Source organism: Streptomyces sp. NPDC006261, assembly GCF_040613515.1.
In the GTDB taxonomy this organism is placed as follows: domain Bacteria; phylum Actinomycetota; class Actinomycetes; order Streptomycetales; family Streptomycetaceae; genus Streptomyces.
Map to the genome: position 1 here is coordinate 47,133 of NZ_JBEXSI010000030.1, position 19,810 is coordinate 66,942.

Here is a 19,810-nt window from a genome sequence, read left to right on the forward strand (position 1 = left end):
GGTACACCGGCCGCGGACCGGGAGGCGGAGGCGGCGGGCAACACGGTGTTCGTGCGGCGACACCGTCTCCCGCCCGGACGGGAGACCTCTCGCGTTTCGGACGGGAATTCTTTCGGCTTTCGCGTGGGAACCTTTTCGGCCACCTGGCCGACTACTGCCCCATGGGAAGAGACCATGACGGAGGGCCCCGGGTCGGAGCGTGCGCAGGGGATGGCTACCTTGTCCCCATGCGTGCGCGGGGTGGCCGGCCGAGGCGAGCGGCCAGGGGCCTGCTCTGCGGTTCCGCCTGCCTGCTTCTCGGTGCCGTGAGCCATGTCGCGGCGGGCGGACGACTGCCCGGCGCCGGAGTGCTCACCCTCCTGTTCCTCGCCCTGAGCGCGCAGGGGGCGCTGCTCTTCGGCAGCCGACGGCGGCGGCGCCTCGACCTCGTGACGCTGGTGCTGGGCGGAACACAGTTCGCCCTGCACGGCGCCTTCCACCTCCTCCCGGCGCCCGGCGGAGCCCGGCACTCCGCGATGGCTGCCGGAGGCGAGCACCACGCGGCCGGGCCGCCCGGCGGGCACGACGGTGGGCACGTGATGGACACCGGGATGGTCCTGGCCCACGCGGCGGCCACGCTCGGGAGCGCCCTCTGCGTGATCCACGGGGAGCGGGTGCTGCGACGCCTCGCGGCCCTGTTCGCCCCCCGCGTCGCCCTCCGGCCCACTCCGCCGCCGCTCCCCTGCCCTCCCCGGTCCCGCCCGGTGCCGCCGGTGGTCGCGCGGATCCTGTTCGGGGCGCTCCTCGCCCGGTCGTGCCACCGGCGTGGGCCGCCGGCGGCTGCTGTGGCCTGACGGGCCCGCGCCCAGCCGCGAGCGCCGGATGTGATCCGGCGCCCTGAGGCGTGCGTGCGGGAGCCACCGGGCCGCGAACGCCACCGCTTCCCACCACCCGGGCAGAACCCGGTCCCCACCGGCAGGTCCACGGAGTCTCCCTCCGCCCTGCCCTCCGAGGAGCACGCATGTCCCGCAGAACCGAAGAAGTACCGCAGAGCGACCACGACCCCACCGGCGCCGCGAAGGGCGAGCCGGACAGCGACAGACCGGAAGGCCACCCGGAACCCGCCGCCACGACGGAGGACCCCTCGGAACCGGCCGACGGTCCCGGCACCCTCCCGGGGCGCGGCTCCGACCAGCCGCGGCCGGCCCGTTCCTGGGAGGCCGTACGCCACCTCCTGGTCCGGCTGCACTTCTACGCCGGTGTGCTCGTCGCTCCCTTCCTGCTGGTGGCCGCGCTGACCGGACTGGCCTACACCTTCACGCCCCAGCTCGACCAGCTGATGTACGGCGACCGGTTGCGGGTCGAGCGGGTCGGTGACACGCCCCGTCCGCTGGCGGAGCAGATAGCCGCCGCGCGGGCGGTGCACCCCGAGGGCGTCACGGCGTCGGTGATCACCCCGCCGGGCCCCGAGGACACCACCCGGGTGGTGCTCGCTGTGCCGGAACTGGGCGAGAAGCAGCGCACGGTCTTCGTCGACCCCTACACCGCCGAGGTACGGGGTGAGCTGACGACCTGGTTCGGGTCGACGCCGCTCACCACCTGGCTCGACGACCTCCACCGCAACCTCAACCTCGGTGAGACGGGCCGCCTGTACTCCGAGGTCGCCGCGAGCTGGCTGTGGGTGGCCGTCGCGGGCGGCCTCGTCCTGTGGCTCGGGCGCAGCCGGGGACAGCGGGCGAAGTCGGCCCGGGGCGCACTGCTCGGGGACCGCAGGGCCCGCGGGGTCCGCCGGACACGCAGCCTGCACGCGGCCACCGGGGTGTGGCTGGCGCTGGGGCTGCTGTTCCTCAGCGCCACCGGTCTCACCTGGTCGAACTACGCGGGTGAGCGGTTCGGCCGGCTGCTGGACGCGGCGAGCGGCGACGCCCCGGCCCTCGACACCGCGCTGCCGGGGGCGGAGGCTCCCGCTGAGGACCACTCGGACCACGCCGGCCACGGCGGTTCCGGCGAAGCGACGGCCGGCGCCGACCCGGCCGGCTTCGACGCGGCCCTCACGGCCGCCCGGGACGCGGGGCTCGGCGGCACGGTGGTGGTCACCCCCGCGGCGGACGCGGCGAGCGCGTGGACCGTGGCGCAGAACGACAACGTCTGGCCGGTGCACTACGACCGGGTCGCCGTGGACACCACCAGCGGCGAGATCACCTCGCGCACCTACTGGGCCGACCACCCCGCCCTGTCCAAGCTCAGCAAACTGGGCGTGCAGGGGCACATGGGCGTGCTGTTCGGAATCGTCAACCAGATCGTGCTGGCGCTGGTCGCCCTGGGTCTGACGGCGGTGATCGTCTGGGGCTACCGCATGTGGTGGCAGCGGCGCCCCACCCGCGCCGACCGCCGGGCGCTCGTCGGCCGGGCCCCGGAGCGCGGGGCGTGGCGGCGGCTCCCGCTGCCGGTCCTGGTCCTGGGCATCCCGGCGGTCATCGCCCTGGGCTGGGCGCTGCCCGTCCTGGGGGTGACCCTGGCCGGGTTCCTGGTGGTCGACGTGGTGGTGGGGGCGGTCCGGCGACAGCTGCGTACCGCCTGACGATCCGCTTCGAGGCGCTCGGCCGGGGTCGCCGGCCGAGCGCCTCACCGGAGCTCTACTTGCGGCCGATGCCCGCGTACATCGCGACGTCCGGCACCGGCTTCTCCGGCCGCCACGCGGAACAGGACACCACCCCGGGCTCCAGCAGCTCAAGGCCGTCGAAGTAGCGCGCGACGGCGGCGGGGGTCCGCTGCGTGAGCTTCGGGGTGCCGTGCTCGTTCCAGAACGCCACCGCCGCGTCGACGTCCGGCATGTCGGGGTGCGTGACCGTGTGGGACAGAACGAGGTGGCTGCCGGGAGCGAGCGCGTCCAGGAGCCGGCGGACGATGGCGTACGACTCCTCGTCGTCCTCGATGAAGATGACGACCCCGAGCAGCATCAGCGCGACCGGCTGCGAGAGGTCGAGCGTCTTCGCCGCGGCCGCCAGAACCGTGTCGATGTCCCGCAGATCGGCGTCCAGGTAGTCGGTGCGCCCCTCGGGCGTCCCGACCAGCAGGGCACGGGCGTGCGCCAGCACGAGCGGGTCGTTGTCCACGTACACGACCCGCGCGTCGGGGGCGACGCGCTGGGCGACCTCGTGGGTGTTGTCGGCGCTCGGCAGCCCCGTCCCGATGTCCAGGAACTGCCGGATGCCCTCATGCCCGGCCAGGTGACGTACCGCCCGTCCCAGGAACAGGCGGTCCGCCTTCGCGTACTCCCCGATGCCGGGGTGCAGCGCCCGGATCCGGTCTCCGGCCTCCCGGTCGACGGGGTAGTTGTCCTTGCCGCCGGTCCAGTAGTTCCATATCCGGGCGGTGTGCGGCCGGGTCGTGTCGATGCGCGATTCGATGTCGGTCACACCCTCAACTTGTAGCACCGCCCTCCACAACTCCCCTGCTGCGACGACTCGTTGACCCCGCTGTCCGCCCCGGTCAGGCACGCGTCGCCACGTACGCCTCGAGCCGACAGCCGACAGCCGACAGCCGACACAACGGTGGCATCACGTGATCACCGCCCGCGTACCGTCCGCGGGATTTCCCGCCATCGGGCCGGTGTGAACCCCGGATCGGCCGGAGGCAGGAGTTCAGAGCAGGCCGAGCGACCTCAGCACGCGGCGCTGCCCCGGAGTCAGCCCCGACGGCCAGTACACATAACAGACCCCGCCCGTGCCGCTCCTGACCCGGCCGCTCGCGTCGTAGCGCTTGGTGCGCAGCCAGATGTTCTCCCAGTCACGCCGCCGGTAGACGCGGCGTACCGCCTCGTTGTCCGGGGACGCGGGGTCGTTGGCGATCACGTCACCCCCTGGGGTGAAGCCGACCACCGTCATCAGGTGGCCCGCCGTCCCGTAACCCGCCCCGGGCAGCTCCGCCTCCAGAAAGGACTGCGAGGTGATGACGGGGATTTGGGCGTGGACCAGCCGCTCCAGGTCGGTGAGCGAGCCGAGGCGGGTGACGACCGCGTTCAGGTCCTGGTAGGTGGCGGCGTAGGCGGCGTTGAAGGGCCAGTTGCCGCAGCCGCCGTACTGATGGTCGTACGTGTAGCGGGCGGCGTGGCAGACCTGGGGGTCGGGCAGCCCCGGCCTGACCCAGGCGAGGTCCTCGGCCGTCGGCTTGCGGCCCCAGTGCTCGACGACCATCTGGGAGGAGGTGGGGCTGCACCACGCCTCGCCGCCGTTGTCGTACTCGGGGTACTGGCCGATGTGGACGTTCTGCGAGTAGCGCGGGACCCGCAGTTCGCGGGCGTGGGCCGGGGTGGTCGCCGGAACGGTGAAGCGGTCGGGGATGTCGGAGGCCATCGCGCCGACGCGCCAGACGGTGGGGGTGAGACGGCTGCCCGGGGTGCGGTACAGGGTGAGCCGGAGGCGGTACGAGGCGAACCGTACGCCGCCGGCCGCGTCGTCCACCGAGAGCGTATCGGTCCAGACCGAGCTGTACGGGTCCCCCTGGCCGTCCACCGAGGTGCGGCGGATGTCGCCGTCACCCGAGGCCCAGCGGCCCATCACGAACCAGGGGGTCGTGGTGCCGTCCGCGTAGGTGGCGCTCAGCTCGATCGCGATCCAGGTGCCCTCGGGCGTACGGGCGTTCCAGGAGGTGATCAGCTCGGTGGCGGGGACGGCGGAGCGGTGGACGGCCGAGGTCCAGGTGGCGTACTCCCAGGCGGCGGTCTGGCCGGTGTGGGGGTCGGTGTAGTCGGTGCGGCCGGCCGGGGTGGCGATGGCCAGGCCGGGGCGGGCGCCGGCGAGGACCCGGGTACCGTCGCCGGAGCCCCAGCGCCAGTCGGTGTACGTGTGCCAGAAACGGTTGTCCACGAGGGACGGGGCTGCCCGGGGCGCGGAGGGCCGGGCGGAAGGCGTTGACGCGGGTGTGGCCGCTGCGGGCCCGGCGGATGCCGCGGCGCCCGCTCCTGCCGCTGCCGCGAGTGCGGCGGTCAGGACGGTCCTGCGTGAGGTCGGACTGGTCATGGGCGAGACCCCCGGTCATGGATGGGAGTGGGGCTGCGGATGCCGATCGGTGGGCCAACTATCCCGTCTCCCGGCTCGGCCGGGCCAGTGATTCGCCCTGCGTCGTGCCACCAATATGGGTCTGGACCACTGGCGTGACCTGCGGCCGACCGGGGTGCCGGGCCTCGCCCGTACCCTTGGGCCATGAACGACCTGGCCCGCCACGCCGACGCCCTGCGCTCGCTCCCCGCCTCCTGCGGGCCGGTGCGGCTCGTCGCGGTGGACGGGCACGCGGGGTCGGGCAAGAGCACGTTCGCCGCCCGGCTGGCGGGGGCCCTGGGCGGTGCGCCGGTGCTCCATCTGGACGATCTCGCCACCCACGAGGAGCTGTTCGGCTGGGTGGGGCGGCTGCGGGACCAGGTGCTCCTGCCCCTCGCGCGCGGCGAGGCCGCCCGGTACGCGCCGTACGACTGGACCGAGCAGCGCTTCGGCCCGGCGCGGACCCTGGAGCCGGCACCGGTGGTGCTGGTGGAGGGCGTCGGGGCGGGTCGCCGGGAGGTGCGGCCGTGGCTGGCGGCGCTGTGCTGGATGGAGCTGGAGCGCGAGGTGTCCTGGGGGCGCGGGAGAGCGCGGGACGGCACGGGGCTCACGGAGTTCTGGGACGGGTGGACCGCCGCCGAGGAGGCGCACTTCGCCGAGGACCCCTCGCGCCCGTACGCCGATGTGCTGGTACGCCAGTTGCCCGGGGGCTTCGGGTGGCAGCAGGGGCCCGGCGCGACAGCGGGAGCGAACCGTTTCGTCACCGACGGTAAGCGGCGTACTCCCCCGTACTGAGCAGTCGGAAATCAGCCCGGAAGTGCCTCAACTCGGCTTGACCGAGGGGCCGTACTGGTCTTACGTTCTCATTGTGCGGCTTTTCGGAGCCCCCGCAGACGCGAAGCCCCCGGTTGTTCCCCCGTGATCGGGGGCTTCGTTCTGTGCGCGCACCGCCACCCGGCGACCACGCAGAGCGATCCGCTCACGTTCGGTCACCGCCCGCCGGGTCCGCCGTTGACCGGCCTTCTCCCCCGTGCGCAGGTACGATGCCCCTCGGTGCGGTCAATTCCCTTCCTCAGCGCAGTGATTCGGCACGCTCAGGTGGGCATGCTGTGCGGGCGGGACATCCTGGGGGAACGGTTGGCGTGGGGGACCTGATGGACATCGGCACACCGGGCGCACAAGCCCCCGCCGACCTCGCCTGGCTGCGTGGCATGGACGCCTACACGATGGGCGCCTACCCGCAGGCCGAGGAGGAGTTCAGAGCTGCGGTACGGATCGATCCCGGCATGGCGGACGGCTGGCTCGGCCTCCATGCGCTGCGCATCGACACCGCCACCGCCCTCTTACGCATGTACCGGCACCGTGACCGCTTCGGCGAGCAGCGGGCCCGGCACCGCCGGCCGCTCAACTCCTGGTACTGGCTGGGCTGGTGGGTGCAGCCGCTGCTGGAGAGCCCTCGCGATCTGCTGCTCGCCCACGCCTCGCACTGGCTGGACGGACGCCACGTGCCGGAGCTGGACCGGGCGTTGGCCGGGCTGCCGCCCGTGGACGCGGACCCGCAGGTGCGGTTCCTGCACGCCTGCCGCTCGTACCTGGTCAAGGACTGGGAGCAGCTGGTGCGTTACACCGAGCAGCTCGTCGACGATCCGATGCTGGGCATCGAGGCGGGCCTCTTCGGGGGCATGGCCCGGGTGCGGCTGGAGATGTACGGGCAGGCCGAACCGCTGCTCTCGGCCGCCCTGATGCGCTGCCGCAGCGAGCAGCCGCAGCGCAAGGAGCTGCGTTACTGGCTGGCGCGGGCCCACGAGGGCACCGGGCGCAGTGCGGCGGCGCTGCCGCTGTACCGGGCGGTGCACCGGGTCGACCCGGCGTTCATGGACACCTCGGCCCGCCTCGCGGCGCTCGTAGAGGGCGACGGGTACGACGAGTCCGCCGATCTGGCCGCCGTGATGCTGACCGGCTTCGGCCCGGGAGGTGCGGGGGCGGACGCGCTCCCGGACGGCGACGCGACGCTGGGGACGGACCTGGGGGACGGCCGCGAGCCGTGGCCGTTGGCCGATGCCGGGCTGCTCGGCGACGGCGACGGCGCCGTGCCCTCGCCGACCGCCCCCGTCGAGGGCGTACGCCGGACGAAGACCCGGAAGCCGCCGCCCTTCCCGGCCGGACCGAGCGATCCGGTCCTGCTGGCCGAGGCGCTGGCCCAGCTGGAGCGCATGGTCGGTCTGGAGCCCGTCAAACGGCAGGTGAAGGCGCTCTCCGCGCAGCTGAACATGGCCCGGCTGCGCGCCGAGCAGCAACTCCCGGTCCAGCCGCCGAAGCGCCACTTCATCTTCTCGGGCCCCTCCGGCACCGGCAAGACGACGGTCGCCCGCATCCTGGGCCGGGTCTTCTACGCGCTGGGGCTGCTCGGCGGCGACCATCTCATCGAGGCCCAACGGTCCGATCTGGTGGGCGAGTTCCTGGGGCAGACGGCGGTGAAGGCCAATGAGCTGATCGACTCGGCGCTCGGCGGGGTGCTCTTCGTCGACGAGGCGTACAGCCTGGCCAACTCCGGTTACAGCAAGGGCGATGCGTACGGCGACGAGGCCCTCCAGGTCCTCCTGAAGCGGGCCGAGGACAACCGGGACCACCTCGTCGTCATCCTCGCGGGCTACCCGGAGGGCATGGACCGGCTGCTCGCCACCAACCCGGGGCTCTCCTCCCGGTTCACCAGTCGGGTGGACTTCCCCAGCTACCGCCCGCTCGAACTCACCGCGATCGGCAGCGTGCTGGCCGCCGAGAACGACGACGTGTGGGATGAGGAGGCGGTCGACGAGCTGCGCTCCATCAGCGGCCATGTGGTGGACCAGGGCTGGATCGACGAGCTGGGCAACGGCCGCTTCCTGCGCACGCTGTACGAGAAGAGCTGCGCCTACCGCGATCTGCGGCTTTCCGGGTACGCCGGGACGCTGAGCCGGGAGGACCTGTCCACGCTGCGGCTGCCGGACCTGATGCAGGCGTACGGCGAGGTGCTGTCGGGGCGCGGGCCGGTGGGCCGGGGGAAGCAGGAGCCGGGCGGGGTGTGAAGCCTCAGGACCAGGCTGTTCGGGGCCGGGGCGGGCCGGAGAAGTTCCCGGCCCGCCCGGGACCGGGCAGGCCCGGCAGTTCCCGGCCCGCCCGGCCCCGTACCTCTCGGATCCGGCCCCCTCAGGAAACCAGCGCCCGGTCCTCCGCCCCCGCCGCGTCCACCGTGCGCAGGGGCACCGGCACCACCCGGTGGGCCGGGTCTCGGACCTCGCCCACCAGCGTCTCCAGGACGTCCTCCATCGCCACCAGGCCGAGGATGCGGCCCGAGCCGTCCGCGACCTGGGCCAGGTGCGTCGCGGCGCGGCGCATCACCGTCAGGGCGTCGTCGAGCGGGAGTTCGGCCCGTACGGTCGTCATCGGGCGCCAGATCTGCTGCGGGACCGCCCGGTCGGCGTCCTCCAGGTCCAGGACGTCCTTGACGTGCAGGTAGCCCATGAACGGGCCCTCCCCGCCCTCCGCGCAGACGGGGAAGCGGGAGAAGCCGGTCCGCACCGTCAGCTCCTCGATCCGGCGCGGGGTCGCCGACGGGTCCACGGTCACCAGTTGGCCCCGCTCCAGCAGGACGTCGGTGACCGGCCGGCTGCCCAGGACCAGCGCGTCCTCCAGGCGTCCCTGGGCGTCCGGGCCGAGCAGCCCGGCCTGGCCGGAGTCCTCGACCAGGCGGTTGAGCTGCTCGCTGGTGAAGACGGCCTCCACCTCGTCCTTGGGTTCGACTCCGAAGAGCCGCAGCAACAGACCGGCGCAGGCGCCCAGTGCGGTGGTGACCGGACGGCACAGCCGGGCGAAGCCGACCAGGCCGGGGCTGAGCCAGAGCGCGGTACGCTCCGGGGCCGCCATCGCGAGGTTCTTCGGGACCATCTCGCCGATGACCAGGTGCAGGACGACGACGAGGGCGAGCGCCAGGGCGAAGCCGAGCGGGTGGATGAACCCTTCGGGGATGTGCGCCGCGTGGAAGACCGGCTCCAGGAGGCGGGCCACGGTCGGTTCGGCCACGGCTCCGAGGGTGAGGGAGCAGACGGTGATGCCGAACTGGGCCGCGGCCATCATGCGCGGCAGGTTCTCCAGCCCGTACAGGACCGTGCGGGCCCGGCTCGACCCCTGTGCGGCCAGCGGTTCGATCTGGCTGCGGCGGACGGAGACGAGGGCGAACTCGGCGCCGACGAAGAAGCCGTTCGCCAGCACGAGAAGGGCGGCGAACAGGAGTTGGAGCAGGCTCATCGCACGGCCTCCAGCAGCGCGTGTGCGGGCTCCTGAGGCCGCGGGCCGCGTCGTACGGGCGGCTCAGGCGGCGAACCGGCCGTGCGGGTGAAGCGGACCCGTTCGGCGCGGTTGTGGCCGACCTGGCGGACGGTGATCCGCCAGCCGGGGAGTTCGGCCAGGTCGCCGGGGGCGGGGATGCGGCCCAGCAGGTCGGCGACGAGCCCGGCGACGGTCTCGTACGGCCCCTCCGGCAGCTCCAGGCCCGCCCGGCTCAGGGTGTGGACCCGGCAGCTGCCCTCGGCGTCCCAGGCCGGGCGGCCGTCATCGCCGGTGGCGGGGGTGAGTTCGGGGCGGTCGGAGCCGACCGCGTCGTGCTCGTCGCGGACCTCGCCGACGAGTTCCTCGATGATGTCCTCCAGGGTGACGACCCCGGCGGTGCCGCCGTACTCGTCCACGACGACGGCTATCGGCTGCTCATGGCGCAGCCGCCGCAGCAGCCGCTCCACGGGCAGGGTCCCGGGCACCAGGAGCGGGGCGACGGCGATCCGGCCGGCCGGGGTGCGCAGCCGCTCGTGGGCGGGGACGGCGAGGGCGTCCTTGAGGTGGACCATGCCGACGATCTCGTCGATCCGGTCCCGGTAGACCGGGAAGCGGGAGAGGCCGGTGGCGCGGGTGAGGTTGAGGACGTCCTCGGCGGTCGCGGAGGCGTGCAGGGCGCTGACCCTCACCCTGGGGGTCATGACGTGCTGGGCGGTGAGCCCGGCCAGCGAGAGGGTCCGCACGAAGAGGTCGGCGGTGTCCTGTTCCAGGGTGCCGGCCTCGGCGGAGTGGCGGGCCAGGGAGACCAGTTCGCCCGGGGTACGGGCGGAGGCCAGCTCGTCGGTGGGCTCGACGCCGAAAAGCCTCACCAGCCGGTTGGCCAGCGTGTTCAGCGCGGTGATGACGGGCCGCAGCAGGGTCGCGAAGCGGGCCTGCGGTCCGGCGACGAAGCGGGCGACCTGGAGCGGCCGGGAGACCGCCCAGTTCTTGGGGACGAGTTCGCCGACGACCATCTGGACGGCGGAGGCGAGCAGCATCCCGGTGACGACGCCGACGCCGGGGACCGCGCCCGCGGGCAGTCCGGTGGCGGCGAGGGGTCCGGCGAGCAGCTGGGCGAGGGCCGGTTCGGCGAGCATGCCGACGACCAGGGAGGTGATGGTGATGCCGAGCTGGGTGCCGGAGAGCTGGAAGGAGAGTTCACGCAGGGCGTCGACGACGGTACGGGCCCGCCGGTCACCCTCGGCGGCCGCGCGTTCGGCGTCGGGCCGGTCCACGGTGACGAGCCCGAATTCGGCCGCCACGAAGAATCCGTTGGCGAGGATGAGGAGGAAGGCCGCCGCGAGGAGCAGCAGGGGGGTGGTCATGAGGCCGCCGCCTCCGGGGAAGGGGCGGCGCAGGTATTACCGGACGATCCGTCCATTGCTGGAGGGAGTCACTCCTTGGGTCGCAGGAAGGCCCCGCGGGCCCCGGTGGGGGCCTTGGAACGGGCGGGGTGGGGCGCACGGGGCGCCACCGCCCACCAGAGTAGACAACAGGGCCCCGCGCGGCGCGGGTGCTCCGCCGGTCAGGGGGTGTCGTGCCCCTCGGCGGACCGGGACTCGGCGAGGGCACGCAGGGCGCGGGCGTCACGGATGGCCTGCTGCTTGGCCATGCCGGGCTGGATGCCGAGGGCGGGCATGCTGGTGCCGTCGCTGAGGTCGAGGAAGACCCAGGGGTCGCCGGACCGCAGGTTGACGCGGAGGATCTCCTCCCAGGCCAGCCGGCGGGTCCGGGTGATGTTGACGACGGTGACCCCGGTGTCGTCGGCGGTGACCTTGGGCCTGCTGAGGAGGGCCAGGACGCCGAGGAAGAGCGCGGCGACGAAGATGAAGGTGATGCGCTCCCCCGGGGTGAGCCGCTCCAGCATCAGGGCGATGACCGTGATGACGAGGAACATCGCCAGGCCCACGCTCAGCAGGACCACCCGGGTGAGGGTGGGCCGGAAGGTGACCGGGAGGGTGGGGAGTTCGGGCCGGGGCGCGGACATCGGCGTCTTCTCTCGGGGTGTGCGGTGGCCGGGGGTGCGGTGGCCGGGCGCTCAGAGGCGGCAGGCGTGGATGGCCGTGGTGAGGATGGCGCGGGCACCGAGCTCGTACAGGTCGTCCATGATCCGCTGGGCCTCCTTGGCGGCGACCATGGAGCGGACGGCGACCCAGCCCTCGTGGTGCAGCGGGGAGATGGTCGGCGACTCCAGGCCCGGGGTGAGGGCGACGGCGCGCTCCAGGTGCTCGACGCGGCAGTCGTAGTCCATCATCACGTAGGACCGGGCGACCAGGACGCCCTGGAGGCGGCGCAGGAACTGCTGGACCTTCGGGTCGTCGGCCGGGGCGCCGTTGCGGCGGATGACGACGGCCTCGGAGGTCATGATCGGGTCGCCGACCACTTCGAGTCCGGCGTTGCGCATGCTGGTGCCGGTCTCGACGACGTCCGCGATGATCTGGGCGACACCGAGTTCGATGGCGGTCTCGACCGCGCCGTCGAGGTGGACGATGGACGCCTTGACGCCGGCCTCGGTGAGGTGCGCGGCGACGATGCCCTCGTAGGAGGTGGCGATCGTCATGCCGTCGAAGTCCTGCGGGCCCGTGGCGGTGCCGGGCTTGGTGGCGTAGCGGAAGGTGGAGCGGGCGAAGCCGAGCTGGAGGATCTCCTCGGCGTCGGCGCCCGAGTCCAGGAGCAGGTCCCGGCCGGTGATCCCGATGTCCAGCTTGCCGGAGCTGACGTAGATCGCGATGTCCCGGGGGCGGAGGTAGAAGAACTCGACCTCGTTCTCCGGGTCGACCAGGACGAGCTCCTTGGACTCCTTGCGCTGCTGGTAGCCCGCCTCATGGAGCATCGCCATCGCAGAGCCGGAGAGTGCACCCTTGTTGGGGACGGCGATGCGCAGCATGAGGTCAGGTTCCTTTGTGCGGAGGGAGAACGGGGGGATGTGCGGTGCTCGGGCCGGGCTCAGAGGTGAGCGTAGACGTCGTCGAGGGAGATACCGCGGGCGACCATCATCACCTGGACGTGGTACAGCAGCTGCGAGATCTCCTCGGCAGCGGCCTCCTTGCCCTCGTACTCGGCGGCCATCCAGACCTCGGCGGCCTCCTCGACGACCTTCTTGCCGATGGCATGCACACCCTTGTCCACCAGTTCGGCGGTGCGCGAGGTGGAGGGGTCGCCTTCGGCGGCCTTGAGCTGGAGCTCGGTGAAGAGCTCTTCGAAGGTTTTGTGTCCCATGATGGTCCTCAGAATACGGGGTCGCCGGGGCGAACTCAGCGCCAGGGTTCGCTGACGGTCCGCAGCGTGGCTGCGGTGGCCACGGCGGCGGTGACCGCTTCGTGCCCCTTGTCCTCGTTGGACCCTTCGATGCCCGCCCGGTCGAGCGCCTGCTCCTCGGTGTCGCACGTGAGTACGCCGAAGCCGACGGGGACGCCGGTGTCGACGGTGACCTGGGTGAGGCCGAGGGTGACGCCCTGGGACACGTACTCGAAGTGGGGGGTGCCGCCCCGGATGATCACGCCGAGAGCGACGATCGCGTCGTAGCCACGGCCGGCGAGCACCTTGGCGACGACGGGCAGTTCGAAGGAGCCGGGGACGCGGAGGAGGGTCGGCTCGTCGATGCCCAGCTCGTGGAGGGCGCGCAGGGCGCCGTCGACGAGCCCGTCCATGACCTTTTCGTGCCACTGGGCCGCGATGACGGCCACCCGGAGGTCGGCGCAGTTGCGTACGGACAGTTCGGGTGCACCCTTGCCGCTCATGGTTCTCCTGAAGCTCGTTGCGTGGTGGTGGTCGGTCGTTACTGGCTGGCGCACGGCGACGCCGGGGCGCCGTCCAGCCAGGGCAGGTCGTGGCCCATGCGGTCGCGCTTGGTGCGCAGGTACCGCAGATTGTGCTCGCCGGCCTGGACGGGCATCGGTTCCCGGCCGGTGACGGCGAGCCCGTGGTGCAGGACCGCCGCGGTCTTCTCGGGGTTGTTGGTCATCAGCCGCAGGCTGCGTACGCCGAGGTCCTTGAGGATCTGCGCGCCCGCCGCGTAGTCGCGGGCGTCGGCGGGCAGGCCGAGCTCCAGGTTGGCGTCGAGGGTGTCCACGCCGCGCTCCTGGAGTTCGTACGCGCGCAGCTTGGAGAGCAGGCCGATGCCGCGTCCCTCGTGGCCGCGGAGGTAGACGACGACGCCCCGGCCCTCCTCGGTGATCCGCTGCATGGAGGCGTGCAGCTGGGGGCCGCAGTCGCAGCGCTGGGACTGGAAGATGTCGCCGGTCAGGCACTCGGAGTGGATCCGGACCAGGACGTCCTCGCCGCCGCCCTTCGTGACGTCGCCGTGGACGAGGGCGACGTGCTCGACGCCGTCGACGGTGGAGCGGTAGCCGTACGCGGTGAAGTCGCCGAACGCGGTGGGCAGGCGGGTGGCGGCCTCGCGGCGGACGGTCGGCTCGGCGCTGCGGCGGTAGGCGATCAGGTCCTCGATGGAGATGATCGTCAGGCCGTGCTTGCGGGCGAAGGGGACCAGCTCGGGCAGGCGCAGCATGGTGCCGTCCTCCCCCGCGATCTCCACGATCGCTCCGGCCGGGCGCAAGCCGGCGAGCTTGGCGAGGTCGACGGCGGCCTCGGTGTGGCCGTTGCGGACGAGGACGCCGCCGGAGCGGGCGCGCAGCGGGAAGATGTGGCCGGGGCGGACGAAGTCGCCGGGTCCCGCGGTGCCGCCCGCGAGCATCCGCAGGGTGGTGGCGCGGTCGGCGGCGGAGATGCCGGTGGTGACGCCGTGGGCGGCGGAGGAGTCGACGGAGACGGTGAAGGCGGTCTGCATCGACTCGGTGTTGTCGGCGACCATCTGCGGCAGTTCGAGCCGCTCCAGCTCGTCGCTCTCCATCGGTGCGCAGATCAGCCCGCGGCACTCGCTCATCATGAAGGCGACGATCTCCGGGGTCGCCATCTCGGCGGCGATGACGAGGTCGCCCTCGTTCTCGCGGTCCTCGTCGTCCACGACGACGACGGGCCGGCCGGCGGCGATGTCACGGATGGCCTGCTCGACGGGGTCCAGGGAGAGGTCCTCGGCGAGCGGGTCGTGGCCGGGGTGCAGCCAGGTGGGCTGAGCAGTCATGCCGTGGCTCCTTCCAGAGCGGGTGTCCGCGTACGCAGCCACCAGTCGCGCATGCCCCACAGGACGAGGGCGCCGTAGATGATGTAGACGAAGCCGGAGAAGGCGAAGCCGTTGGCGAAGTTCAGGGGGACGCCGACGAGGTCGACCAGGAGCCAGGCGAACCAGAACTCGACCATGCCCTTGGCCTGGGCGTACATCGCGACGACGGTCCCGACGAAGATGTACGCGTCCGGCCACGGGTCCCAGGAGAGCGTGGGGAAGGCGGTGAACAGGCCGCCGACGGCGAGCGTGCCGAGGGCGGCGGCGCCGATCAGCACGCCGCGCTCGCGCCAGGTGGCGAAGCGGACGGCGATGGAGCCGTCCTGGGCCTGCTGCTTGCCGCGGTTCCAGGACCACCAGCCCCACAGGGCCACCACGATGACGACCAGTTGCTTGCCCGCGCTGCCGGAGAGGTGCGCGGAGGCGAAGGCGACGAAGAGGATGGCGCCGGCGAGGAGCTGTGCGGGCCAGGTCCAGATGGAGCGCCGCCAGCCGAGGGCGAGGGCGGTCAGGCCGATGAGGTTGCCGATCATGTCGGCCCACTTGATGTGCTGGCCGAACGCGGTGAAGGCTTCGGAGTTGAGCCAGGAGACGGCGCTCATCGCGGGTCCAGCCCGGCCCGGTCCCCGAGGAGCCGCTCGACGTACTTGGCGATGACGTCGACCTCGAGGTTGACCGGGTCGCCGGGCTGCTTGTGGCCGAGCGTGGTCAGGGCGAGGGTGGTGGGGATGAGGCTGATGGTGAAGTGGTCGGCCGCCGCCTCGACGACGGTGAGGCTGACGCCGTCGACGGTGATGGAGCCCTTCTCGACGACGTACCGGGTCAGCTCGGGCGGCAGGGAGACCTTGACGATCTCCCAGTGCTCGGAGGGGGTGCGCTCGACGATGGTGCCGGTGCCGTCCACGTGTCCCTGGACGATGTGTCCGCCGAGCCGGCCGCCGAGTGCCATCGGGCGCTCCAGGTTGACCCGGGCGCCGGTGGTGAGGGCGCCGAGGCTGGAGCGCTTCAGCGTCTCGGCCATCACGTCGGCGGTGAACTCGCCCTCGCCGGTCTCCACGACGGTGAGGCAGACGCCGTTCACCGCGATGGAGTCGCCGTGCTTCGCGCCCTCGGTGACGACGGGGCCGCGCAGCCGGAAGCGGGAGGCGTCGGCGAGGGGCTCGACTGCGGTGACCTCACCCAGTTCTTCGACAATTCCGGTGAACACTCAGTTTCCCTTCCGAGCAGGGGCGGGGGTGGCGGTGATGCGCATATCGGGGCCGATGCGGACGGTCTCGGTCACATCGAGGCGCAACGCGCGGGAGATGGTGGTGATTCCGGCGTCGCCGAGGACCGCGGGGCCCGCGCCGAGCAGGACCGGGGCGAGATAGCCGACCACCTTGTCGACCTTTCCCGCGGCGACGAAGGCACCGGCGAGGGTGGGGCCGCCTTCGAGGAGTACGGAGAGGACGCCGCGCCCGTGCAGCGCGGCGAGGAGGGCGTCGAGGTCCAGGCCGGAGGCGGCGCGGGGCAGCCGCAGGACGACGTCCTCGGGGAGGTGCCCGGCGGGGGCGTCGTCGGCGACCGCGACCAGGGTGGGTGCGGTGTCGTCCAGGACCCGGGCGCCGGGCTTCACGGCCGTGGCGTTCGTGTCGACGACGACCCGCAGGGGCTGGGTGGCGCCGTCGATGCCGCGTACGCCCAGCTGGGGGTCGTCGGCGCGGGCGGTGCCCGAGCCCACGACCACCGCGTCGGCCTCGGCGCGGAGCCGGTGGACGTCGGCTCGGGCCTCGGCCGAGGTGATCCAGCGGCTGGTGGTGTCGGCTGCGGCGATGCGGCCGTCGAGGGTGGCGGCGTACTTCCACAGGACGTAGGGGCGGCCCAGGCGCACCGAGGTGAGCCAGGCGGCGTTGCCCGCCTCGGCCTGGTCGGCGAGGAGGCCCTGTTCGACCTGGACCCCGGCCGCGCGCAGGGTGTCGGCACCCCCGGTGGCCTGCGGGTTCGGGTCGCCGACCGCGTACACGACCCGGCTGATCCCGGCGGCCAGGAGCGCCTGGGCGCAGGGGCCGGTGCGGCCGGTGTGGTTACAGGGTTCGAGGGTGACGTAGGCGGTGCCGCCCCGGGCCCGCTCGCCGGCCGCACGCAGGGCGTGGACCTCGGCGTGGGGTCCTCCGGCGCGCTGGTGGAAGCCTTCACCGGCCAGGGCTCCGGAGGCGTCGGTGATGACACATCCGACGACCGGATTGGGGCTGGTGGAGCCGAGACCGCGGGCTGCGAGCGTGACGGCTCGGCTCATGGCGGTGATGTCGGCTGCGGTGGCCACCGGGTCCTCCTGCCTCTTCGGGCACGGACTCCGGGGCCTGTCGATGACGACAGATGAAGCGGCTCACCAGGGGAAACGCCGAAAACCGAAGAAGGGACGCAAGGGTCCGGGGAATCCCGGCCATGCGTCCGCCTACGGCGGCGTACCCGATGACGACCCGCCGCGCACTGCCTCCCATCCGGACTTTAACCGTCGGTCCAGGAATCCCACCTGGTCAACCGGCCGCTGGCTGCGGACGGGTCGCGGACTATAACCGCCGGTTCGGAATTGCACCGACCCCGGAGTGCGCTGCTACTGGTACGGAACCAGTCTGCCACGGACGCTCCTCGGCCATGCGGGCGAACACTGTGGGCTGGGTCACAGAGCACCTGGCGCGAACCCGTCGGCGGGAAGTCGGCGAAATGCCGACAACGTAGTCATCGAGAAAGTTGACCGCTAAAGGTCCAGACCTATTGACGCACTGGTCTAGTCCTCTTAATCTCTGCGTCACCTCCGAGGTTCGGTCCGACGGTGTGCGCACACCGGGACCCCGACACGACCCACCCTTTTGCCAGTTGTGTTCTGCCGACCTCCCCAGGAGGAACGTCCACATGCTGTCCCCCACCCGAGCGAGAGCCACGCTGCTCGCCGCCGGCGCCGCTGTCGCCGGCCTGCTGATGACCTCCCTCGCCGCCACTCCGTCGGCCGCCGCCACCGACCACGAGTCCTGTCGCCCCGACGGGCTGTACAAGACCCCCGGGGTCGACACCCCGTACTGCACCGTCTACGACGGTGAAGGACGCGAGAAGATGGGTGCCGACCACAAGCGCCGCGTCATCGGCTACTTCACCAACTGGCGTACCGGCAAGGACGGCAAGGACGCCTACCTGGTCCCCAACATCCCCTGGGACAAGGTCACGCACCTCAACTACGCCTTCGCGCACGTCGACAGCTCCAACAAGCTCTCGGTCGGCCCCGACAACGCCGACAACGCCTCCACCGGAATGACCTGGCCCGGTGTGGCAGGCGCCGAGATGGACCCGGCGCTTCCCTACAAGGGGCACTTCAACCTGCTGACCAAGTACAAGAAGCAGCACCCGGACGTGAAGACCCTGGTCTCCGTGGGCGGCTGGGCCGAGACCGGCGGTTACTTCGGTCCGGACGGCAAGCGCGTCAACTCCGGCGGCTTCTACTCGATGGCGACCAACGCCGACGGCTCGGTCAACCAGAGCGGCATCAACACCTTCGCCGACTCGGCCGTCACCTTCATCAAGAAGTACGGCTTCAACGGCGTCGACATCGACTACGAGTACGCGACGTCCATGAAGGACGCGGGCAACCCGATGGACCACACGCTGGCCAACGGCCGCCGCGCGGGCCTGGTGAAGGGCTACGACGCCCTGATGAAGACACTGCGCGAGAAGCTGGACCGCGCGGGCGCCGCCGACGGCAAGCACTACCTGCTGACCGTCGCCGCCCCGTCCTCGGGCTACCTGCTGCGGGGCATGGAGACGTACCAGATGCAGAAGTACCTGGACTACGTCAACATCATGTCCTACGACCTCCACGGCGCCTGGAACGAGTACGTCGGCCCGAACGCCCAGCTGTTCGACGACGGCAAGGACAACGAGCTGGCACAGGCCGGTGTGTACACCACCTCGCAGTACGGCGGGGTCGGCTACCTCAACACCGACTGGGCCTACCACTACTTCCGCGGCTCGATGCCGGCCGGCCGGATCAACATCGGCCTGCCGTACTACACCCGCGGCTTCCAGAACGTCCAGGGCGGCACCGACGGCCTGTGGGGCAAGGCGGCCACGACGAACTGCCCGGCGGGCGCGGGGCTGACCAAGTGCGGTGACGGCGCGGTCGGCATCGACAACCTGTGGCACGACAAGGACGACAACGGCAAGGAATCGCCTGCCGGTTCCAACCCGATGTGGCACGCGAAGAACCTGGAGAAGGGCATCGCCGGCGACTACCTCACCGACTACGGCTTCCCCGCGAACACCCAGCTGACCGGCACCTACGTCCGTAAGTACGACTCCACGCTGGTCGCCCCGTGGCTGTGGAACGCCCAGAAGAAGGTCTTCCTCTCCACCGAGGACGAGCAGTCGGTGAAGCGCAAGGCCGACTACGTGGTCGACAAGGGCATCGGCGGCACGATGATCTGGGAGCTGGCGGGCGACTACCGGTGGAACGCCGCGAAGGGCCAGTACGAGACCGGCAACACGCTGACCACCGCGATGTACGACGCCTTCAAGTCGGCGGCCCCGTACGGTGCGAAGCGCTCCACGGTCGACCTGCCGGCCCAGGCGGTCGACATCGACGTCTCCTTCGGCCAGTTCGCACTCGGTGACTCCAACTACCCGATCAGCCCGAAGCTGAGGATCACCAACCGGACCCAGGCCACGCTGCCCGGCGGTACGGAGTTCCAGTTCGACTACTCCACCTCCGCCCCGGCCAACGCCAAGGACCAGTCCGGCTTCGGTACGTCGATCATCCGCAGCGACCACACGGCCGCCAACAACACCGGCGGGCTCAAGGGTCCCTACAACCGGGTCTCCCTGAAGCTCCCGGCCTGGCAGACGCTGGCCCCCGGCGCCTCGGTGGAGCTGGACTTCGTCTACTACCTGCCGACCTCCACCCCGTCCAACTGGACCGTGACCTTCGGCGGCAAGTCCTACTCCCTCGCCGGTGACCTGGCCCGCGGTACGACCCTGGTGGAGCCCGGCACCGGCACGGACCCGACGCCGACCCCGACCCCGACCCCGGACCCGACCGGTCCCACCCCCACCCCCACCCCGACCCCGACGCAGCCGGGCGGCACCTGCTCGGCCCCGGCGTGGAACGCGGCCACCGAGTACGGCGGCGGCTCCACCGTCAGCCAGGACGGCCGCCAGTGGAAGGCCTCGTGGTGGACGAAGGGCGAGAAGCCCGGCACCACCGGCCAATGGGGCGTCTGGAAGGACCTCGGCGCCTGCTAGCTCCTGCACGGGGGTGAGCTCATCGCTCCTGTGACCTCCCCGCACCACACGGGAAGCC

General features: G+C 72.0%; 17 protein-coding genes and 1 riboswitch. Of the genes, 5 read left to right on the forward strand and 12 right to left on the reverse strand.

The features are described from left to right. Nucleotides 1-305: 305 nt before the first annotated feature. A complete protein-coding gene (locus tag ABZ154_RS20745; protein WP_356834623.1) occupies nucleotides 306-833 on the forward strand; it encodes a hypothetical protein in 528 nt (175 codons plus the stop codon). 167 nt (nucleotides 834-1,000) lie between these two features. Beyond that, a complete protein-coding gene (locus tag ABZ154_RS20750; protein WP_356834625.1) occupies nucleotides 1,001-2,560 on the forward strand; it encodes a PepSY domain-containing protein in 1,560 nt (519 codons plus the stop codon). A gap of 55 nt (nucleotides 2,561-2,615) precedes the next feature. Here the strand turns inward: ABZ154_RS20750 and ABZ154_RS20755 are convergent, their stop codons facing one another. Both ABZ154_RS20755 and ABZ154_RS20760 read right to left on the reverse strand, forming a co-directional pair. Further along, complete coding sequence (locus ABZ154_RS20755; protein WP_356834627.1) at nucleotides 2,616-3,398, reverse strand: SAM-dependent methyltransferase; 783 nt, start codon at nucleotides 3,396-3,398, stop codon at nucleotides 2,616-2,618. Nucleotides 3,399-3,623: 225 nt separating this feature from the next. Further along, nucleotides 3,624-5,000 carry a peptidase C39 family protein gene (locus ABZ154_RS20760; protein ID WP_356834629.1) on the reverse strand — a complete coding sequence of 459 codons (1,377 nt, stop codon included), beginning with the start codon at nucleotides 4,998-5,000 and terminating at the stop codon, nucleotides 3,624-3,626. 183 nt (nucleotides 5,001-5,183) lie between these two features. On the opposite strand from ABZ154_RS20760, the gene ABZ154_RS20765 reads away from it, so the two are divergent. After that, nucleotides 5,184-5,813, forward strand: coding sequence for a hypothetical protein (locus tag ABZ154_RS20765; protein WP_356834631.1), 630 nt, complete (start codon nucleotides 5,184-5,186; stop codon nucleotides 5,811-5,813). 359 nt (nucleotides 5,814-6,172) lie between these two features. Beyond that, nucleotides 6,173-8,083 (forward strand): AAA family ATPase, encoded by a 1,911-nt coding sequence (locus ABZ154_RS20770; RefSeq protein ID WP_356834696.1) that lies wholly within the window; start codon nucleotides 6,173-6,175, stop codon nucleotides 8,081-8,083. A gap of 121 nt (nucleotides 8,084-8,204) precedes the next feature. Here ABZ154_RS20770 and ABZ154_RS20775 read toward each other — a convergent pair whose 3' ends face one another. The 10 genes from ABZ154_RS20775 to ribD all read right to left on the reverse strand — a co-directional run bounded on the left by ABZ154_RS20775 (nucleotide 8,205) and on the right by ribD (nucleotide 16,786). Further along, a complete protein-coding gene (locus ABZ154_RS20775; protein WP_356834633.1) occupies nucleotides 8,205-9,302 on the reverse strand; it encodes a hemolysin family protein in 1,098 nt (365 codons plus the stop codon). After that, nucleotides 9,299-10,687, reverse strand: coding sequence for a hemolysin family protein (locus tag ABZ154_RS20780; RefSeq protein ID WP_356834635.1), 1,389 nt, complete (start codon nucleotides 10,685-10,687; stop codon nucleotides 9,299-9,301). The genes ABZ154_RS20775 and ABZ154_RS20780 overlap by 4 nt, the downstream gene beginning before the upstream one ends. Nucleotides 10,688-10,887: 200 nt before the next feature. After that, nucleotides 10,888-11,349 carry a PH domain-containing protein gene (locus ABZ154_RS20785; RefSeq protein WP_356834637.1) on the reverse strand — a complete coding sequence of 154 codons (462 nt, stop codon included), beginning with the start codon at nucleotides 11,347-11,349 and terminating at the stop codon, nucleotides 10,888-10,890. Between the two features lie 51 nt (nucleotides 11,350-11,400). Beyond that, nucleotides 11,401-12,249, reverse strand: coding sequence for an ATP phosphoribosyltransferase (gene hisG / locus ABZ154_RS20790; protein ID WP_356834639.1), 849 nt, complete (start codon nucleotides 12,247-12,249; stop codon nucleotides 11,401-11,403). Between the two features lie 59 nt (nucleotides 12,250-12,308). After that, a complete protein-coding gene (locus tag ABZ154_RS20795; RefSeq protein WP_073882076.1) occupies nucleotides 12,309-12,581 on the reverse strand; it encodes a phosphoribosyl-ATP diphosphatase in 273 nt (90 codons plus the stop codon). A gap of 35 nt (nucleotides 12,582-12,616) precedes the next feature. Continuing rightward, nucleotides 12,617-13,102 carry a 6,7-dimethyl-8-ribityllumazine synthase gene (gene ribH / locus ABZ154_RS20800; RefSeq protein ID WP_018512495.1) on the reverse strand — a complete coding sequence of 162 codons (486 nt, stop codon included), beginning with the start codon at nucleotides 13,100-13,102 and terminating at the stop codon, nucleotides 12,617-12,619. A 38-nt stretch (nucleotides 13,103-13,140) separates the two neighbouring features. Next, nucleotides 13,141-14,445: a bifunctional 3,4-dihydroxy-2-butanone-4-phosphate synthase/GTP cyclohydrolase II gene (locus ABZ154_RS20805; RefSeq protein ID WP_356834641.1), complete on the reverse strand. Its 1,305-nt coding sequence runs from the start codon at nucleotides 14,443-14,445 to the stop codon at nucleotides 13,141-13,143. After that, a complete protein-coding gene (locus ABZ154_RS20810) occupies nucleotides 14,442-15,086 on the reverse strand; it encodes a nicotinamide mononucleotide transporter family protein (RefSeq protein WP_356834643.1) in 645 nt (214 codons plus the stop codon). The genes ABZ154_RS20805 and ABZ154_RS20810 overlap by 4 nt, the downstream gene beginning before the upstream one ends. Next, nucleotides 15,083-15,691 (reverse strand): riboflavin synthase, encoded by a 609-nt coding sequence (locus ABZ154_RS20815; protein WP_356834645.1) that lies wholly within the window; start codon nucleotides 15,689-15,691, stop codon nucleotides 15,083-15,085. Before ABZ154_RS20815 ends, ABZ154_RS20810 begins: the two co-directional genes overlap by 4 nt. After that, nucleotides 15,692-16,786 carry a bifunctional diaminohydroxyphosphoribosylaminopyrimidine deaminase/5-amino-6-(5-phosphoribosylamino)uracil reductase RibD gene (gene ribD, locus ABZ154_RS20820; protein WP_356834647.1) on the reverse strand — a complete coding sequence of 365 codons (1,095 nt, stop codon included), beginning with the start codon at nucleotides 16,784-16,786 and terminating at the stop codon, nucleotides 15,692-15,694. A gap of 160 nt (nucleotides 16,787-16,946) precedes the next feature. Beyond that, nucleotides 16,947-17,077, reverse strand: a riboswitch (FMN riboswitch). 299 nt (nucleotides 17,078-17,376) lie between these two features. Here ribD and ABZ154_RS20825 point away from each other — a divergent pair. Continuing rightward, nucleotides 17,377-19,752, forward strand: coding sequence for a glycosyl hydrolase family 18 protein (locus tag ABZ154_RS20825; RefSeq protein ID WP_356834649.1), 2,376 nt, complete (start codon nucleotides 17,377-17,379; stop codon nucleotides 19,750-19,752). Nucleotides 19,753-19,810 lie beyond the last annotated feature (58 nt).

What these genes read in the sequence shown, in the direction of transcription:
- ABZ154_RS20810 (WP_356834643.1), bottom strand. Translation starts at nt 15,086, where the DNA reads ATGAGCGCCGTCTCCTGGCTCAACTCCGAAGCCTTCACCGCGTTCGGC.
- ABZ154_RS20760 (WP_356834629.1), bottom strand. Translation starts at nt 5,000, where the DNA reads ATGACCAGTCCGACCTCACGCAGGACCGTCCTGACCGCCGCACTCGCG.
- ABZ154_RS20770 (WP_356834696.1), top strand. Translation starts at nt 6,173, where the DNA reads ATGGACATCGGCACACCGGGCGCACAAGCCCCCGCCGACCTCGCCTGG.
- ABZ154_RS20825 (WP_356834649.1), top strand. Translation starts at nt 17,377, where the DNA reads ATGCTGTCCCCCACCCGAGCGAGAGCCACGCTGCTCGCCGCCGGCGCC.
- ABZ154_RS20750 (WP_356834625.1), top strand. Translation starts at nt 1,001, where the DNA reads ATGTCCCGCAGAACCGAAGAAGTACCGCAGAGCGACCACGACCCCACC.
- ABZ154_RS20775 (WP_356834633.1), bottom strand. Translation starts at nt 9,302, where the DNA reads ATGAGCCTGCTCCAACTCCTGTTCGCCGCCCTTCTCGTGCTGGCGAAC.
- ABZ154_RS20795 (WP_073882076.1), bottom strand. Translation starts at nt 12,581, where the DNA reads ATGGGACACAAAACCTTCGAAGAGCTCTTCACCGAGCTCCAGCTCAAG.
- hisG (WP_356834639.1), bottom strand. Translation starts at nt 12,249, where the DNA reads ATGCTGCGCATCGCCGTCCCCAACAAGGGTGCACTCTCCGGCTCTGCG.
- ribH (WP_018512495.1), bottom strand. Translation starts at nt 13,102, where the DNA reads ATGAGCGGCAAGGGTGCACCCGAACTGTCCGTACGCAACTGCGCCGAC.
- ABZ154_RS20780 (WP_356834635.1), bottom strand. Translation starts at nt 10,687, where the DNA reads ATGACCACCCCCCTGCTGCTCCTCGCGGCGGCCTTCCTCCTCATCCTC.
- ABZ154_RS20785 (WP_356834637.1), bottom strand. Translation starts at nt 11,349, where the DNA reads ATGTCCGCGCCCCGGCCCGAACTCCCCACCCTCCCGGTCACCTTCCGG.
- ABZ154_RS20765 (WP_356834631.1), top strand. Translation starts at nt 5,184, where the DNA reads ATGAACGACCTGGCCCGCCACGCCGACGCCCTGCGCTCGCTCCCCGCC.
- ABZ154_RS20805 (WP_356834641.1), bottom strand. Translation starts at nt 14,445, where the DNA reads ATGACTGCTCAGCCCACCTGGCTGCACCCCGGCCACGACCCGCTCGCC.